Source organism: Vibrio sp. 10N.286.51.C3 (genome assembly GCF_003050065.1).
GTDB lineage: Bacteria > Pseudomonadota > Gammaproteobacteria > Enterobacterales > Vibrionaceae > Vibrio > Vibrio crassostreae.
This window is the reverse complement of the sequence record NZ_PIGC01000003.1, coordinates 259,886-276,401: the sequence shown is the minus strand read 5'-3', so window position 1 is coordinate 276,401 and position 16,516 is coordinate 259,886. Positions and strand designations below refer to the sequence as shown.

Genomic DNA, 16,516 nt, shown 5'->3' with positions numbered 1-16,516 from the left:
CTTTCGTGCTCTTTTTTGAGCCTGAAGCGTATCAGATATTTTTTTTCGACTAGCATAAAGTAAGCACATCGAAACGAAACTGAAAGGTGACATCATGATTACGTCGAAGCTGAAAGCAATTGTATTAGCGAGCAGTATTTTTATCTCACACCAAGTACTGGCGACTGAAAGCTACAATACCGATATTCCGTCAAGCATCATGACGCCAGATACAGTACAAACCAGTATCGGCGAGTTGAATTTTAAAGATGGTGCGCCAACGGCTGAAACCGCGCAAAAGCTTTATGACAACCTAGACACGCTTCGCTCAACAGAAGTGTTCCTCAATGCAATTCCAATGGCTTCGATTGAAGCACTGCGTGTTGGTCATACTGAGATAGGCTCAACATCATCAAACCAAGTGGTGGTGTTCGATAATCTGATGGATTCAAATCCGTTATTTTTAACAGGTAACACCGACACCGTTTATGCTTCGGTTTTCCTAGACCTTGAAAAAGACGGTCCAACTGTCATTGAAGTCCCTGAGGGCATGGGACCGACAACGGTGAACGATGCGTTCTTCCGTTTTGTCACTGACTTGGGCATCGTAGGTCCGGATAAAGGCAAAGGCGGTAAGTACTTGATTCTACCTCCGGGTTACGAAGGCGAAGTGCCTGAAGGCTACTTTGTTTCGCAATCCACCAGCTACACCAACTGGTTTATTGCGCGCGGATTCCTGAAAGATGGGAAGACTGACGCTGCTGTAAAAGCTTACAAAGAGAAGCTGAAGATTTACCCATTGGCGAAGAAAGATGATCAACCAAAAATGGAGTTCATCTTTGGTAGCGGCAAGTCATTCAATACCATTCATGCGAACGATGAGCACTTCTACACCGAGATTAAAACGGTGCTAGATAAAGAGCCGATTTCATTCATCGACCCAGAACTTCGTGGTTTAATGTCGAGCATTGGTATTCAGAAGAACAAACCTTTTGCACCCGATGAGCGTATGCAAAAACTGATGAAGGATGGCGTCGCGATTGGTAATGCAACAGCTAGATCACTGTACTTCCAACCAAGAGACAAGAAAGCTTACATCTATGAAGATCGCCTATGGAAAACGGCGTTTATCGGCAAAGATTACCAATGGTTAGTCGACCAAGGTGAAGGCGGGCGCAACCTAGATGCTCGTTCTTACTTCTTCTACATCGCGACAGTGAATACACCAGCGATGGCCCTGAAGCTTATCGAAAAGGGCTCTCAATACGCATTGATTGACCAAGCAAAAAGCGGTGAATACTTTGATGGTGGTAAGCAGTATAAATTGAATATTCCAGCGAATGTGCCTGCTAAGAACTTCTGGTCGATTGTGGCTTACGACACGCAAACGCGCTCAGAACTGCAAACCAGTCAACCGCTGCCAAGTAAGAATAATCAGCGTGATGATTTCATTGAAAACAAAGATGGTTCGGTTGATTTGTACTTTGGCCCTACCGCTCCAAAAGGCAAAGAAGCGAACTGGATTGAGACGGTACCAGGTAAAGGTTGGTTCACGATACTAAGACTCTACGGCCCTCAAGAAGCTTGGTATGACCAAACATGGAAGCCAAGCGACATTGAAGAAGTTAAGTTGTAACACGAACCAGACTTAACTAAACAAGCTGTAGATACTAAAAAACGCGCCTTCATCGGCGCGTTTTTTTGTTGTTGTCATCATCTATATGATCAATAGCTTTCTAAGCTCTCACTTAAGATCTGCTCAATCCGTTTGACTATCTGGTGCTGATAACAAGCTCGGTGATACTGAATACCAACATCAAAAGTCACCGCTTCACCGTTGAATAAAACAGGACGTTTACTGAGCCCACTAGGGATAGAAGCCAAATCCATATCAAAGCCAACGTACACATACTGGCTTACTTGAACACATTGCAACGCAGAGGATACCGATGCAACGGTCAGCTTTTGTTGCAATACCAAGCCTGTGCGTTTTTTTAGGCGTTCGTAATAGGAGTTCGCATCCAATGACCCCATCGAAACGCGCACCGTATCAAAGCTTTCTAACTGGTTGAGGTCGATGGCTTCATTTTTGGCTAAAGGGTGAGTATCCGCCACATAAGCAAACAGCTCCAACGACCCTACTTTACGCTCCACAATTCGGTCGTTGAGCTCATTAGGGTAGCCCGACACACCAATCGCTAAGGTCCCTGCTTTAGGGAATTCAACGCCATCCAAAGACCAGTCCATCATCGAGATCTTGGGCTTAGCCTCCTCATTAGTAAGTCCCTGCAACAAAGGGACCGTAAACAGTGTGCTCAGCGGATTGGCGGCGTGAAAAACATATTCGATGTTCGAATCGTTACCAATAAACGACTGCGATATTTGCTGCGCTTGCTCTAGCTTTTCTAAAGGTTCTTTCACCACCAGTATTAGTTGAGTGGTGAACAAGGTCGGCGCATAAACACCTTTGGTTGCAATGAATAACTCATTAGCAAACAAATCTCGACAATCCGAAAGGTGGCGATTAAACGTTGCTCGGCTGATATCCAGAATATGGCAAACCTTCGCCTGAGATTGTTGCTCATAAAGCAAATCCAAAAATCGATACAGATTTAAGTCGATTGTGTTTTTCAAATGCCCTACCTCATTTCCATGCTTTGCCTTTCTAGTTCAGTATGAACGTGAACCAAATAAACCTTCAACACTCTATGCTATAAGTTTGTTGTCAGTAGCGTTTTTTACAGACGTTATCTAAATACCACTGCCCACAAGACTCCGAAGTCGAGTAAATATATCATTTGTCTTACGTTGCGGAATCATACATCCATTCGTAAAAATTAAACCTTACAAAAAATAATGACTTTATAAAAATATCAATTGGTGAAAATATTTGCTTATCAATAGTTATATTAGAGATTTAATTTCTACATTTCATTTCAATTAGAGACAAAAAGACAAATTTTTTCTCCGACTACCTCCTTATACTGTGCCACGTCATTAAGGCGCTACAAGCCTATGATTTAAAATAATTATTAATGAGTAGTCACCATGAATTCGAAGTCGCTAACTATCTTGCTTTTTGTCTCTGTTTGCTTAATTTGGGGAACCACTTGGTTCGCTATGGAAGTAGCATTGCATTCTATCCCACCTATTTTTGCTACTGCGTTGCGCTTTTTACTTGCAGCCCCTCTGCTTGCGGTATTGGCGAAAGTCTTCAACCAACCACTGCTGTTCCCTAAAGGTAAGCGCCAATGGCTGCTTATTGTTGCGCTGATGTATTTCGCGATTCCGTTTACGTTGATGATCTATGGCGAGCAATACATCTCTTCAGGTTTAGCGTCGATCATCTTCGCCAACATGCCTGTCGCTGTGATGCTGATGTCTGGCTTATTCTTAGGTCTACGACTGGCGAAGCACCAGATATTCGGTTTGATTACTGCTGTTGTGAGCCTATGTTTGATCCTTGGTAACGAAATGCAGATGGGCGGTGATGACTACTTTATCGGTACAGTTTGTCTGGGGCTCGCGGTTGCGATTCACGCGGTAATGTACGTATTGGTTCAAAAACACTGTAAAGGTATCGAGGTGCTGACTTACAACGCTGTACCAAGTTTTATTGCTGCGATTTTCTTGTTTGCTGTATCGGCAGTCGGTGAGAACGTGAATGTAGAATCTTTCACTTGGGATTCTATCTCAGCGGTCGTGTACCTAGGTTTTGTAGCGAGTGTCGGTGGCATTGTGGCTTACTTCAAACTAGGTCAGGTGTCGACGCCGTTCCAAGCATCCATTTGTTTCCTTATCTTCCCAGTGGTTGCACTGTTGATCTCTTGCTACATCAATGGTGAGGTGCTATCGGAACAGTCTCTGCTTATGATGATCCCTCTACTTTGTGGCATCCTGCTAACTAAAGCACCAAAGAGCATCTTCAAGCTACGTTCAACGCTTAAAACGGCAAGCAGTAACTAAGCAGCTAAATACTAAGATAAACCGCATTCAAACTACCCCAGAAGCTCACCATATGCTCCTGGGGTTTTGTTTAGTCCCAACACGCCTTCACAATTTACTGCCCCTTTACAGCCAACCCCTTCTCATATTGAACCGCTTACCAAGCGAATGACTTAAACATCGCAATCAACTACATTAGACTCAGCCATTATTGCCAGCTCTGGTTAATACCCTTAGTTATCTCTCCACAAAGGAATGTCATGAGTAATCCCATCAAACACATGCGTCTTGTCAAAGGTCAACCTTGTAGGGTTGAGGAACTGACGAATAACGATGATGCGTTCTTAGAACCGCACAGACATGAATACTGGGAGTTAGTATGGTGCGTGGATAATCATGGCAGTCAGAGCATTGATTTCGTTGACTACGACAATAAGATCGGCCGTATTTTCACCATTGCACCGGGCCAAGTACACCGCTCGGAGCTAGTCGGAGAAAGTGCTCGTTTACTGGTATTTACTCCTGGCTTTGTTAAAACCAATCACCGCAACACTCAGCTGGTCGATACTGTTTTTGCCATGCACCAAAGCCGCCCTCCCTATTTGGATTGCAGTGAAGAAGGCAACCGCTACTTGTTGCCTATTTTCGACATGCTGAAAGAAGAGTGCGCACGAGAAGAGAGTGACTGGGACCTAGTAGAATCACTCATGAATAGCTTTTTGCGCTACATCCTGCGCTTTGCTAGCCAATCCTCATTGAAAGGTGAAGTACGCGATAGCCGAGTGAACAAGGTGGTTGATTTGATTGAACAGCACTACATCACCCATAAACATTGTGATTTTTATGCGCAAGCGCTGTCGATAACCAACAAACGTATTAACGAAATTGTCAAAGCTGATAAAGGTAAAACCGTCACTCAATTGATCCACGACCGAATCATTTTAGAAGCGAATCGAGAACTGCTCTTCTCAACCAAGACCATCAAGACCATCGCTTTTGAACTAGGCTTCGAAGATCCGGCCTATTTCAGCCGTTTTTATCGCGGACAGATGAAAGAGTCACCGGCACAGTTTCGAAGCCGATGTGCAGATAGTGCAATATAATACGCAGATAATCCCTTTTTTAGCCTCCATTAAGTTCCGATAATGCTCCCTCTTTATTTCATCCATTTTGGTACATCCAAATTGTTGGGAGCTTATTCGAATGGCCATCAACCTAAAAACCGATCCAATATCTAAGTCTTTTTATCAATACCTATGGCCAGCGCTAACCGGCATGGTGATCAAATCTCTTTTCATAATGGGAGACGCTTGGTTCGTTGGGCATGGTGTCGGTCCTGATGGCTTGGGCGCTATCGCTCTCACCATCCCTGCTTTCTCAATATTCACTGCAATTGCCATGATGGTTGGTATTGGTGGTGCGGCGCTGATGTCTATTGAAGTGGGCAAAGGCAACGTAACCTCTGGGCAAACTCTGTTTAATCAATCGATGTTGATCACCGCTCTATTTAGCACGGTGACCGTCAGCATTGCCTTGTATTGGCTCGATGAGATTATTGCGCTGATGGGGGCTTCTGGATACATGGCTGAGCTGACTCACGACTACCTATCGATAATGCTGCAGTTCTTCGTGCTCTACTCGTTAGCTTGGGTTATGTCATGCTTTGTGCGTAACGATACCAACCCAAAACTGGCGACTTACGCCATGTCGATTGGTGCTGTGGTCAACCTCGTATTGGATTACTTCTTTGTCCTAAAATGGGGCTGGGGCATGAAAGGGGCCGCCTACGGCACAGCCATCGCACAGGGTGTCATCGCGTGTATTTTATTGAGTCACTTTGTACGCAAACAAGGCACCTTAACGCTGAGTTTAAAAGGTATTGGTTTTAATAAACTACCAAGCATCCTGAAGATTGGCACTCCAACTTTCTTCATTGAAGTCACAGCCGCTATGACGATCTTGCTCTTCAACTATGTACTGTTGGATCAGTTTGGTGAGAACCACATAATCGCTTATGGTTTAACAGCCAACATCGGGGTCTTTGCTCTATTTGTGATGGTCGGTATTGCTCAAGCTTGTCAGCCTATCATTAGCTTCAATCATGGTGCTAACCAGCCAAATCGCATCGAAGAAATCTTCCGCTTAGGATTAAAAAGTGCAGTCGGCAGTGGCCTAGTATTTATGGGGATTGTGTATCTGTTCGCACCTCAAATCGCAGCGCTTTATCTGGGAGCTTCAAGTGATTTGATTGGGCTATCCGTGACCGCACTCACTTTCTTTTTCTTTGGTGTGCCGCTAATGGGAATCAACTTAGTGATTGCCAACCTGTTTCAAGCGACTGCCAAACCAAAACAGGCAACACTAATATCTCTTGCTCGCGGTTTTGTGTTCGTGGCTTTGGGTATCATCATTCTGCCAAAGCTGTTCCCAGAACAAGGGATTTGGGCAAGTATTCTATTCGCGGAAACTCTAACGGCAATCGTCAGCTTTAGCATGTTACGCAGTTATAAGAAGCGCTTTGCTGACTCTTTAGAGCAACAAATCGTTTAGACGAGCGAACAGCAGAAACTAAAAAAGCTCCAATATCGCTATTGGAGCTTTTTTATTTATCTCGCGTTAGGTGACCATGACATTAGCGCCAGCTAAACATTCGTACTTCGTTGCCCTCTTCTGGCTTCTTCGGAATATTCAAAGACAGCGCCAAAGAAACGGCCGCCATTGCTGCACCAATGTAGAACACAGTCGCAGGCGAAGAGAGCCAAATCACACCGAATACAACAGGAATAACAACCGCCGCAATATGGTTGATAGTGAAAGACACGCCCGCGGTGGAAGCCATATCAGCAGGGTCGGCAATCTTCTGGAAGTAGGTTTTGATTGCTAGAGCTAGAGCAAAGAATAGATGATCGACCACATACAATGCTGCCGCCCATTCTGCACTTTGCACCAAGCCGTAACCGACAAACACACCAATCAAACCCACATACTCGAAGATAAGCGCTTTACGCTCACCCACTACACCAATGAACTTACCGATACGCTTAGCAAACAAGAAGTTAAACAGATAGTTAATTAAGAACAGTAGCGTTATGTCAGCGGCTGAGTAACCGAACTTCTCAACCATCAAAAAGCCTGCGAATACGGTAAATATCTGTCTTCTGGCACCACTCATAAAGGTCAACGCGTAGTAAAGCCAATAACGCTTTCTCAGCACCAACTTCTTATTTTGCTGGGTCTTCGTTTGAAATTCAGGGAAGCCAAAAGTCATCACAAGCACCAGAATAAAACCTAGGCCGCCAGTAATGCCATATACCCAGGCAAAGTCGAGCTTTAACTGCTCCAACATCACCCAAATAGAACCGTATGTTAGCAAAGATGCTAAGGCACCCACCGAGATCATTTTCCCTAGCATCTCTGGCGCTTCTTCTTTGCTTAGCCATTGCAGTGACAAAGATTGCTTCAGCGTTTCAAAATAGTGGAAACCCGTCGACATCAAAATGGTGGTAAGCAAAAGGCCTGTCAGCGAAGGGAATAAACCAGTAATCGCCGTGCCCACGGTCAGCATCGCTAGCGATATCAACATGAAGCGTTGCTCACGTATGAAGGCTAAAACAAACACCACAGTAAACGCTAAGAAGCCGGGTATCTCACGAACACTTTGCAGCAAGCCTATATCAGCACCGTCAAAGTTCGCTTTCTCAATCACGAAGTTATTAAGCAGAGCCATCCAGCTCGAAAACGCGATAGGTACAACAATCGAAATCAGTAATAAAAAGTTTTGCGGCGTTTTCCAGCTCGCCTTCGATGCACTCATAGCAGACAAATCCTAAATAGTAATCCAGTATCATACTCCGGTTTTATGCCGAGTAACAAATCATTAACACTTCTGAAGAGGTTAAAAGGACATGACTTTCATCGTTTGCATAGGGGAGCGTGAAAACAGCAATCGACACCTTGAAATGATGAAACATTATGTTACATTTACAGCCTACTTGATCACAACCAAGTGACGGGAATGACAACCCTGCGTAACACTCCTCTCTACTACGCGCATCCCAATATCAAAATTTCATTCTAAGCCTACCTGCACTTGCAGCGTCTGCACTTGCAGCGTCTGCGCTTCTGACTTTTATAATAATAACTCATTGGATTAACTATGTTTCCCATCTCTCATGAGGGGAAGTGGTTTCGATTTTTAATGGTATTCATATTCCTTGGTGCTGCCATGGAGACGGATATCTATCTACCCACATTTCCCGATATATTGAACGACTTCAACACTGACGCGGTTATGGTGCAGCGCATTCTGAGCTATAACTTTATCGGCATCTGTATTGGTTCCTTACTCTATGGACCACTATCGGATCATTTTGGTCGCCGAAAGATACTAATGTTTGGTTTTAGTGTCTTTCTTGCTGCAAGTATAGGCTGCATTTTTGCTTCAAGTATCGAGCAATTATTAGCGTTTCGACTGCTCCAAGGCTTCGGCAGTTCAGCGTGTGTAATCGTTGGTACCGCAATGATCTTTGATCTGTTCGATGAAGAACCCGCCGCCAAACTGATTGCCGATCTCAATACTTTAGTGGTCAGCTTGATGGCTTTTGCACCTCTTATTGGCGGCTGGATAAGCCTCCATATGGGTTATAAAGCAAACTTTGTCTTTATCGCCATTTTAGTACTGCTTTCTGCGACCAAATGTTTCTTCTTCTTGCCTGAATCTTTGAGTAAAGATAAACGGAAGAAGGTCGCGCCTAAGCGAATAGCAAGCGACTATAAAACCGTATTGTCTTCGTCAGCCTTTTGGTACAACACGCTAGTGACGAGCTTAATTCTTGCCGCCTACATGATTTATGTTTCCAACATGTCGTTATTGTATATAGAGCAATTAGAAGTCAGCCCTGATCAGTTCCCGTTTTTCCAAATGGCAACACTGGGCACATTCGTCTTGGTGAGTTTGAACAACGCACGCTTAATCGACAGGTTTGGCATTGATAAATTAAAAAGTACTGGGCTTGGCTTAATATTTACCACCACGCTCATCTTTTTCTTATTGCCGTCTGAACAACTTAACTCACCATTCATCCTAACAGGGACGATGTGCTTATTTTCAATAGGTGCAGGGTTATCGATTGGATTGTTCTTTGCTAAATCGATGCAAGTTTTTCCAGATCTAACAGGAATCGCAGCATCACTGGTGACGGCTATTCGCCTATTTATCGTTTCTGCAGCGATTGATTTAGGCAGTAATGCGTACGAAGGGACATCGGAGTCAGTCATACATGTGATGACCGCCGTCGTTATCTTTTTAGCGGCTATCTCCTCGCTCAATTACTGGCGTCAAAGCCGATTGAAACAGGCTGAGAATATGTAGCAAGTACCTGAGTAAAGAAGGGAGTTAGCCTCCCTTCTTTATTGATTGAATGCCTTTAAAGGGCTTTATAAAAGGTTAACCACTCACCTCGTTCTAAGCCGCTAACGTTCACTCCTGTGATGCCACTCGAGGTTGTTGCGTTAGAAGGAGAGAATGAAAGGTTAACATTTTTGAATTTATCAGAAATGCTACTTTCCGTTCCTGTTTGAGAAAGAATGTAGCCCAAGTTAGTAGAGTTCCAGCTTGAGTTTCCACTGTCTTCCCATTTTTTAAGGAGTTCTTTTGTTACCAGTTGGCTGCCAACTTTAAGAGCCGGACCACTAATATTTCGGAATTGATAGTAATCCACCCCTGAAGAAGTCAGCGCAATCACTTTTTCAGCCAATACATACAAAGAGTTGATTGCCGAACTGCTCAACACCTCTTTCACTATCAAGGTTCTATTCGTGTTATCAACGATATAGAGAATGTTCGCTGTAGCAACCGCACTTATTTTGCCATCCTTCGATGTTGCTATCTTACTGATGGTGGAATCGACATCCAACTCCCCGAGTACCGTTTGCTGAATCGAGTTTGAAACCCATTCAAGCTTGTTACTGTCTAGCCCCAACAAAATTTGCTGGTTCGCTACAATATTGGCTGTTTTCAGGTTCAACTTATCAATAGTCATCTTGGTGGATAAGTTAGTTGTGTTAATAACCTCAGCCGCTAAATTGGCGCTCGAAAAATAATTCTTATAAACAATCAAAGCTTCACTTTGGTCGTAAGATGGCATGATCTGAGGCGAAGAGGACTTGAGTGCGTGGCGCCAATTATTCATCGCTAACTTGTCAGCACTTAGTAATCTAACCTCTTGCTGCGAGTAAATCGAACTACCAGTATTTTTAACTGCCAATAACGAGCCGCTTTGCAGCAGTGGAATCACTTTTGTAAAGTTATCGTTGATACATGATTGACTAGAATCAGGAGTTTCAGCAGGTTTAGGTTTCGGCGTAGGAATTGGCGGCAGCGTTCCTCCGCTTCGGCTACTGTAGCTATCAATCTTAAACGCCTTTGCACCACTATTATTATTGGTACTCGTTAGACTCGATAAGAAGATGCCGTTGGCACCTTTACTATTACAAATATCACTCTCCGTCGGTGAGGCGTAAGACGTAGGCTTATAAACTTTATAGGCTTGGCTACCATTCAATGTAGGTACTAACTGAATGATTTCATTAGACTCTACCGGTATCTCTACACCACCAGTTCCGCCTCCATGGTGGTCATCATCGTCGTCATCGTCATCGTCATCATGATCGTCGTAATCGTCGTCATGAGAACGAATACTAATCAAGCCAGAATTAGCTTGGGACGCCAAACCATTATCAAGAGTCACTGGCTTATTACGTGAAGAGCTATCGATTTGCATCACGACATCATTCGCCGTTAGAAACACTACCTGACTGCTCGCTGGATTCAGAGCGATAGATTTGGCACCAGACAATTCTGGCACCGATTGAGAACCGCGAACAACCAGAGCATCCTCTATTTGCAAGTGCCTCGAAGCAGTCCCCGCGACATCGACGCCTGAAAGGTCCAACGTTTTATGCTCGATCATGAGGTCGAGAGCATGGGCAATATTTGTGTATGCAGCTTGCTTTCCGTCAGTTTGTGCCTTTTTCAGCGATTTTAGCAACACATTAGACTTATCTTTAGGTCCATATGTTGTGTCTAGTGAGGCAAAATTCACACCGACATGATCACCTAATTTACTTTGAAGCGATGCTTTAGCCTGTTCTATATCGTTGCTAATCGTTGGATTAAACATCATCTCGCTATGAATCAAAGTAGTGAAAGGCGTCACCAGCTCCATACCAGGAGAAGCGGTTAAAATTGCACCATCATATTGCCTCTGTTGTGCATACCCGGAAACGTCTGTAATGAGTTTTTCTTGCTCACTGCATACACCATTCAGATCTGCATCAGCACATACTAATGAACTTTGAAAAGCATGGCCTGAAGTGGTCGCTCCAACTGGATTCTCTCCATCAGAACTCCCCCCACACCCTGCGACCATTAGGGCACTAGATATAGCTAGTGACAATTTGCATACTAAAAATTTATTGCGCATTTTTTCGACCGATTCACCTAGTTTATTGTTGTATGAGTAGTATTTTATTTTGCTATTAAATCACTTAACCAAATAAAAGATCAAATGATATTGATAACTACTATCATTTAAATTAATATTCTCAGCCTTTCTAGCGGGTAATTTATAAATCTTTGGAGTTCAAGTGGTAAGGAATCCATACAAATTGGCGGGTGTTTCACTCGTTTCTACAATGCTTGTTGCTTGTGGTGGTGCAGACTCAGATCCCAAGCTTAGCCAGTCACAAACTCAGCCAAAATCCTCGAATATTTCAGGTATAGCGTTAGATGGTTATTTGCACAAAGCCAAGGTCTGTTTAGACAAAAATGGCAATGCGATGTGTGATTCTGCCGATGGAGACATTGCGACAACGGACGCCAAAGGACAATTCCAACTTGATGTCGACGATGATGTGGCTCAATACAAAGTGTTGGTTGAAGCCGTAGCAGGCATAACCGTAGATATGGATACCCCCAACCAAGCAATTGAGTCTGGGTTTACCTTAGAAGTACCAAGTAACAACTCGGACGTCGTAAGCCCAGTTACCTCACTGATTGCCAGTGTGTCAAAGTCCAGCGGTATCAGTTTCGATGATGCAACTGAGCTTGTTGCTAACGACCTAGGGATCGACAAAAGCCTAGCATTGGGTGATTACTCTGCTTCAAATTCGGTAAAAGGCCGTGAAGTGCACATGTTTGCGCGCGGTGTGACTCGCGTACTGCAAGAAGCCCAAAAAGCTTCAGTAGACGCAGGTGTCGACCAAGTTAACGCCCGTAAAGGTGCAATATACAAGCTCGCTGATCTTGATTTGGTCGAGTTCAAAGCCAAAACGGATCGACTTTCACACGGTGCGTCTGGGACAGACAGTGCTCTGCAGCAACTCGGCAAGGAGTACCGAGAGCAGCTCAAAGTCTCGCAAGAAGATATCGACGGTAGTGAAATAGTGGTTAAGCCACCAGCGCCAAAACACGGTAAAGTCAATGATGCATCAGATACTTTCAACTGGCAGTTTGTGCGTGGATTCAACCAAAACACAGATTACGAATATTCCTTAGATTCCGGTAGCACCTGGTCGACTGTCATTCGCAAACCGATTGTGGTTGGAAAACAGGCATTCGATAAAGGCTCTATTCAGGTTCGAGTCGCAGCCTCTAGTGCACGGAATACTCCAGCAGGTAAACCGCTTCTTTCAAGCAAAGCATTTACGCTAACGACAGTTCCGGCAGCACCCGCTTGGGTCACAGTGGGCAACGCGAGCAATGAATTTGATTGGGCGCTGGTCGATTCTTTTAATGAATTATCTCTCTACGAGTACTCTCTAGATAACGGTGCTAACTGGGTAAAAGCAACTGAAAAACCTCAACGCATTCAAGACTTAGACATTCCAGTTGGACATCTAAAAGTACGTGTCGCGAAGGATGACTCCCTAGGTCACCCGACCGGCTTAAGTGCTATGTCAGACAAACCAATGACAGTAACCCCAGCGCAACCAGTCAAACCTGCGCTGGACTTTGCAAACGACAGCACCAATCAGATCAACTGGCTTTGGGTCTCTGGATATGATGCGCCATCTTTCTACGAGATTAATCTAGGTAACGGTTGGAATACTGTCACTGAACTTCCATATGTGGTTGGCAACGTTTCACTTGCCGCTAACAGCATCTCTATCCGTGTAAAATCAAATTTGAAAGATGCTCGCCCTGCAGGCAATTCACTAGTGATTGGTACGGCTTTCACTCGCTCAGAAAACCAGCCTGTTGCGCCAACCCTGCCGATTATTGATGATGCTGAAAACACGTTTGCGTGGACAGAAGTTACAAAGTTTGCAGGCAATGACTTCTACGAATACTCACTAGACAGAGGTCTTACATTTAGCCCGGTAACTAGCAACCCACAAGCAGTCCCAGATGAGACGTTTGCTAAGGGGCAAGTCTGTGTGAGAGTGAAAGCAGGAACAGATCCTCAACATGATCCTGGTGAAACGCTGTGCTCAGATAAGCCATATTCGGTAACACCTGACAAGCCATCGGCACCAACATCTCCAATCACTCACGATGGGTTAGACACATTTGATTGGACATTCGTAACAGGCTTCTCAGAAGCTGCGAATTACGAGATCAATGTACTCAACACTGGTTGGGCAACAGTTACTCAGAAACCTTATCAGTTAAGCGATCAAGCTTACGCTATTAACTCAATTCAAGTGCGAGTCAAACGAGAGCCAATTACCGGTCGTCCTAGTGGATCAGAGCTGACAAATGATGCTGCGTTTACCGTTCGTCCATCAGCACCCAATGTTCCAACGGGCCTAGTGGTTAACGATACGGACAACACGCTAGATTGGACATACTTTGGCGAATTCACACAACCAGAGCATTTCGAAGTCACGCTCGACTCAGGTTCTACTTGGACTAAAGTCACCGCAAAACCGGTTGTGATCGGTAATATCGACAAGAATATCGGTGAGGTTCAAATACGCGTCGCTCAAAACCCGACGAATGGCATGCCTCATGGCGTAGCAGCATTACCCACACAAGCCTTCACCAAAGTGTTTGAGATTCCAGCACCAACCTCGCCTGAGATTACCAACACTTTCACTGGCTCAAACCCAATCAAGACCAATGGTTTTGAGTGGGACTACTTAACGGCCAACGTTGATGGTCAATCTGTTCGCTTTGATGAAGCCGAATACTATGAGTTCACCAACGACAAAGGCTTGACTTGGCACCCTGCTGTTTCAAACCCGCAGTTCATTGGTCCTGAAGCGTATGACAAGGCTAGTGTTGGCATCCGACTAAAAGCACATGCGAAAGAAGGTGTAGAAAATTCAACCAGCGACACGCTTTGGGCAACAGCAGCAAGCAGCCGCTTTGTCGGCCTAAAATTCGTACCAATGAAAACTCGTTCTCAAGCTGCTGACTTTGGTTATGGTGGCTCATGGAATACGTACTCGCTCAATTGTATTGCTGAATACGATGATAAAGGGCAAGGGGAACCGACGTTTTGGGCGGAACGATTCTCTGCAGACATCAATACTGTATTCGATAAAGTCGCACAACTGGATGATTGTGGTATTGCGGGTTGGACACTTCCAGACACCAGTGAAGTAATCACGTTGTCGCAGAGAGATCCTGCAACACTGCCATCAAATCTAAGAAGTGGTTACTTGGTATCGAATCAGTCAGTGAATGTATTAGCGGATAAAAATGGCGTCGCTGTCACTATCAGCAAAGGCCAAGAATCTGTTGAGCAATATTATTCAAAATACGCATACGCTAAATGGCAATTGCCATCAGGTACAGAGTTACTCACTGGTGTAGATAGCGCGACGACTGAAATAACCGCCTTTCTGAGTACACAAGATACGAAAATTAACGCTACGGAGCTTTATCTAGAAACCTGGTTAACCGCCAACCAATCTAAGAGCAAAGGTTATGCTGCATTAGAAACGGAAGCTCAAGCTAAAATAGTAGAACTGCAGGCTTTAACCCAACCATGGTCAGATGATCTTAAGAATACGAAGCTAAAGCTGAAAGCTCTTGAATTTCAGGCCTCTGTTGCTCAAAGCCGAACTGATGCTGAGAGCCTTGAATTCATTAACAAAGTCAAAGCGTATAAGGAACAAGTCGCTAAATTAGAGCAAAACACCGTTGCACTGAGCGCATTAGTCTCTGGTTCTGAATTTGCTCAAAAATTGACGTTCATGCAGCAAAAATCCGTAACTCTATCCAGCTCAACCAACGCACTAAGCTCTGCATCACTGGCTAAGGATATTCACCAGGCAAGTTTAGACCTGTACAAGGCTATCTCAGATCTAGAGCATCAATATAGCATGGTTAATTCGTTCGTAAGCGAGCTGAATACATCAACACAAACGCTAGGCTCAGAGTTTGCCACCCTAACTACATTGTTCCAGAAGTTTGTCAGAGAGATGAATACGACGGCCAAAACCCACAACTTAGTACAATCAAAAGTGCTAGCAAAAGATGGACTGAAACTGGCGAAAGACAATGGCTTTAGCGTTTCTCAAGCTGACGCAATGGTAAGCAGCCGCTTCGCTAAATTGGACGAGTTAGGCAACTACCTACCAAAAAGCACCACCTACCAACAAGGCTGGCGTTGTGTTGAAGACACTAACATCACAGGCAAACGCCGAGTTTGGACACTGCTCAAAGACGGTCGACCAAATGGTGCTGACGATCTTGCCTATGACGCTTCGGCATCTGGTGTAGCGAGTGTATTAGGCAGTAACGGCCTGCTGGAAAGCACTAATAATGCGAACTTATGTGGCTTCAATGATTGGCAAGTACCAGCGCTGTCTCAGCTACTTTCACTACAAACTAAAGCAATCTCTAGCTCAAACTCGACCATAACAATCGATACCGATGCATTCCCTCATCACCGAGGGCTGGATCCTGAGTATGACAAATCTAGCTATTACGGTGGCGTGATTTTTTACTACTGGTCGAATCAAGCAAAGGACACCAAACAATACATCACAAACTACAGCTCTGAACGCAGCTACCAAGATGTCCGTCGTTCGGAAGTCGGTGGTACTGAAGATGCCGTCATCTTAGGGCGTCTGGTTAGAGAGAAGGTAAACACATACCAGTACCTAGATATGCAAGGGAACGTCGTTGTCGATCGCCAAAATGCAATTTGCGCGCAAGACGCTGACAGTAAGCTCGTTTGGCAACTGTTTACCAACGGAGACAGCAGTCGTTTCAAGAAGTACGTAGAGGTAACACCTTTAATTTCAACACGAAATACACAAAAGGTGTGTGGTAAAGCAAACTGGCGCTACCCATCAAAAGCAGAACTGTACGGGCTGCTACCTATCAATTCCGATGTCTTTAAATTTAATAACGTGACGAGTGGTGGCTACTCGAACCGTGGTTCTTATATCACCAGTGATGCCGCTCCTTATGGTCGTGTCGTCGGGTTGAATATGACAACCATGGATGAAAGAGACGTGGGTACTGAAAGTTACGACGGCCGCTACCTATACCGACTCGTTGCCAAATAGGCACTCCAAATCTCTTATTAATTACTACAACAGCCTCTGCTGAGGCTGTTTTCATCTAGGAAAC

Annotated in this window: 9 protein-coding genes; 6 read left to right on the top strand and 3 right to left on the bottom strand. The window is 44.5% G+C overall.

Annotated features, from left to right (window positions below):
* Positions 1 to 94 precede the first annotated feature (94 nt).
* Positions 95 to 1,615 (top strand): DUF1254 domain-containing protein, encoded by a 1,521-nt coding sequence (locus tag CWO27_RS04680; RefSeq protein WP_107898630.1) that lies wholly within the window; start codon positions 95 to 97, stop codon positions 1,613 to 1,615.
* A gap of 89 nt (positions 1,616 to 1,704) precedes the next feature.
* On the opposite strand, the gene CWO27_RS04675 is transcribed toward CWO27_RS04680, so the two are convergent.
* Positions 1,705 to 2,613 (bottom strand): LysR family transcriptional regulator, encoded by a 909-nt coding sequence (locus tag CWO27_RS04675; protein WP_107898629.1) that lies wholly within the window; start codon positions 2,611 to 2,613, stop codon positions 1,705 to 1,707.
* A 414-nt stretch (positions 2,614 to 3,027) separates the two neighbouring features.
* Between CWO27_RS04675 and CWO27_RS04670 the strand changes: the two genes are divergently transcribed.
* The 3 genes from CWO27_RS04670 (at position 3,028) to CWO27_RS04660 (ending at position 6,474) form a co-directional block, all read left to right on the top strand.
* Complete coding sequence (locus CWO27_RS04670; RefSeq protein ID WP_102433260.1) at positions 3,028 to 3,945, top strand: DMT family transporter; 918 nt, start codon at positions 3,028 to 3,030, stop codon at positions 3,943 to 3,945.
* 239 nt (positions 3,946 to 4,184) lie between these two features.
* Complete coding sequence (locus CWO27_RS04665) at positions 4,185 to 5,027, top strand: helix-turn-helix domain-containing protein (RefSeq protein WP_102433261.1); 843 nt, start codon at positions 4,185 to 4,187, stop codon at positions 5,025 to 5,027.
* Positions 5,028 to 5,127: 100 nt separating this feature from the next.
* Positions 5,128 to 6,474, top strand: coding sequence for an MATE family efflux transporter (locus CWO27_RS04660; protein ID WP_107898628.1), 1,347 nt, complete (start codon positions 5,128 to 5,130; stop codon positions 6,472 to 6,474).
* An 82-nt stretch (positions 6,475 to 6,556) separates the two neighbouring features.
* Here the strand turns inward: CWO27_RS04660 and CWO27_RS04655 are convergent, their stop codons facing one another.
* A complete protein-coding gene (locus CWO27_RS04655) occupies positions 6,557 to 7,738 on the bottom strand; it encodes an MFS transporter (RefSeq protein WP_102433263.1) in 1,182 nt (393 codons plus the stop codon).
* A gap of 342 nt (positions 7,739 to 8,080) precedes the next feature.
* On the opposite strand from CWO27_RS04655, the gene CWO27_RS04650 reads away from it, so the two are divergent.
* Positions 8,081 to 9,295 carry a multidrug effflux MFS transporter gene (locus tag CWO27_RS04650; protein ID WP_102478720.1) on the top strand — a complete coding sequence of 405 codons (1,215 nt, stop codon included), beginning with the start codon at positions 8,081 to 8,083 and terminating at the stop codon, positions 9,293 to 9,295.
* A gap of 55 nt (positions 9,296 to 9,350) precedes the next feature.
* On the opposite strand, the gene CWO27_RS04645 is transcribed toward CWO27_RS04650, so the two are convergent.
* Positions 9,351 to 11,354 carry a hypothetical protein gene (locus tag CWO27_RS04645; RefSeq protein ID WP_107898627.1) on the bottom strand — a complete coding sequence of 668 codons (2,004 nt, stop codon included), beginning with the start codon at positions 11,352 to 11,354 and terminating at the stop codon, positions 9,351 to 9,353.
* A 265-nt stretch (positions 11,355 to 11,619) separates the two neighbouring features.
* Between CWO27_RS04645 and CWO27_RS04640 the strand changes: the two genes are divergently transcribed.
* On the top strand, positions 11,620 to 16,452 hold the full coding sequence (locus tag CWO27_RS04640; RefSeq protein WP_107898662.1) for a DUF1566 domain-containing protein: 4,833 nt from the start codon (positions 11,620 to 11,622) through the stop codon (positions 16,450 to 16,452).
* Positions 16,453 to 16,516 lie beyond the last annotated feature (64 nt).

What these genes read in the sequence shown, in the direction of transcription:
- CWO27_RS04665 (WP_102433261.1), top strand. Translation starts at nt 4,185, where the DNA reads ATGAGTAATCCCATCAAACACATGCGTCTTGTCAAAGGTCAACCTTGT.
- CWO27_RS04645 (WP_107898627.1), bottom strand. Translation starts at nt 11,354, where the DNA reads ATGGTCGCAGGGTGTGGGGGGAGTTCTGATGGAGAGAATCCAGTTGGA.
- CWO27_RS04640 (WP_107898662.1), top strand. Translation starts at nt 11,620, where the DNA reads ATGCTTGTTGCTTGTGGTGGTGCAGACTCAGATCCCAAGCTTAGCCAG.
- CWO27_RS04655 (WP_102433263.1), bottom strand. Translation starts at nt 7,738, where the DNA reads ATGAGTGCATCGAAGGCGAGCTGGAAAACGCCGCAAAACTTTTTATTA.
- CWO27_RS04660 (WP_107898628.1), top strand. Translation starts at nt 5,128, where the DNA reads ATGGCCATCAACCTAAAAACCGATCCAATATCTAAGTCTTTTTATCAA.
- CWO27_RS04650 (WP_102478720.1), top strand. Translation starts at nt 8,081, where the DNA reads ATGTTTCCCATCTCTCATGAGGGGAAGTGGTTTCGATTTTTAATGGTA.
- CWO27_RS04680 (WP_107898630.1), top strand. Translation starts at nt 95, where the DNA reads ATGATTACGTCGAAGCTGAAAGCAATTGTATTAGCGAGCAGTATTTTT.
- CWO27_RS04670 (WP_102433260.1), top strand. Translation starts at nt 3,028, where the DNA reads ATGAATTCGAAGTCGCTAACTATCTTGCTTTTTGTCTCTGTTTGCTTA.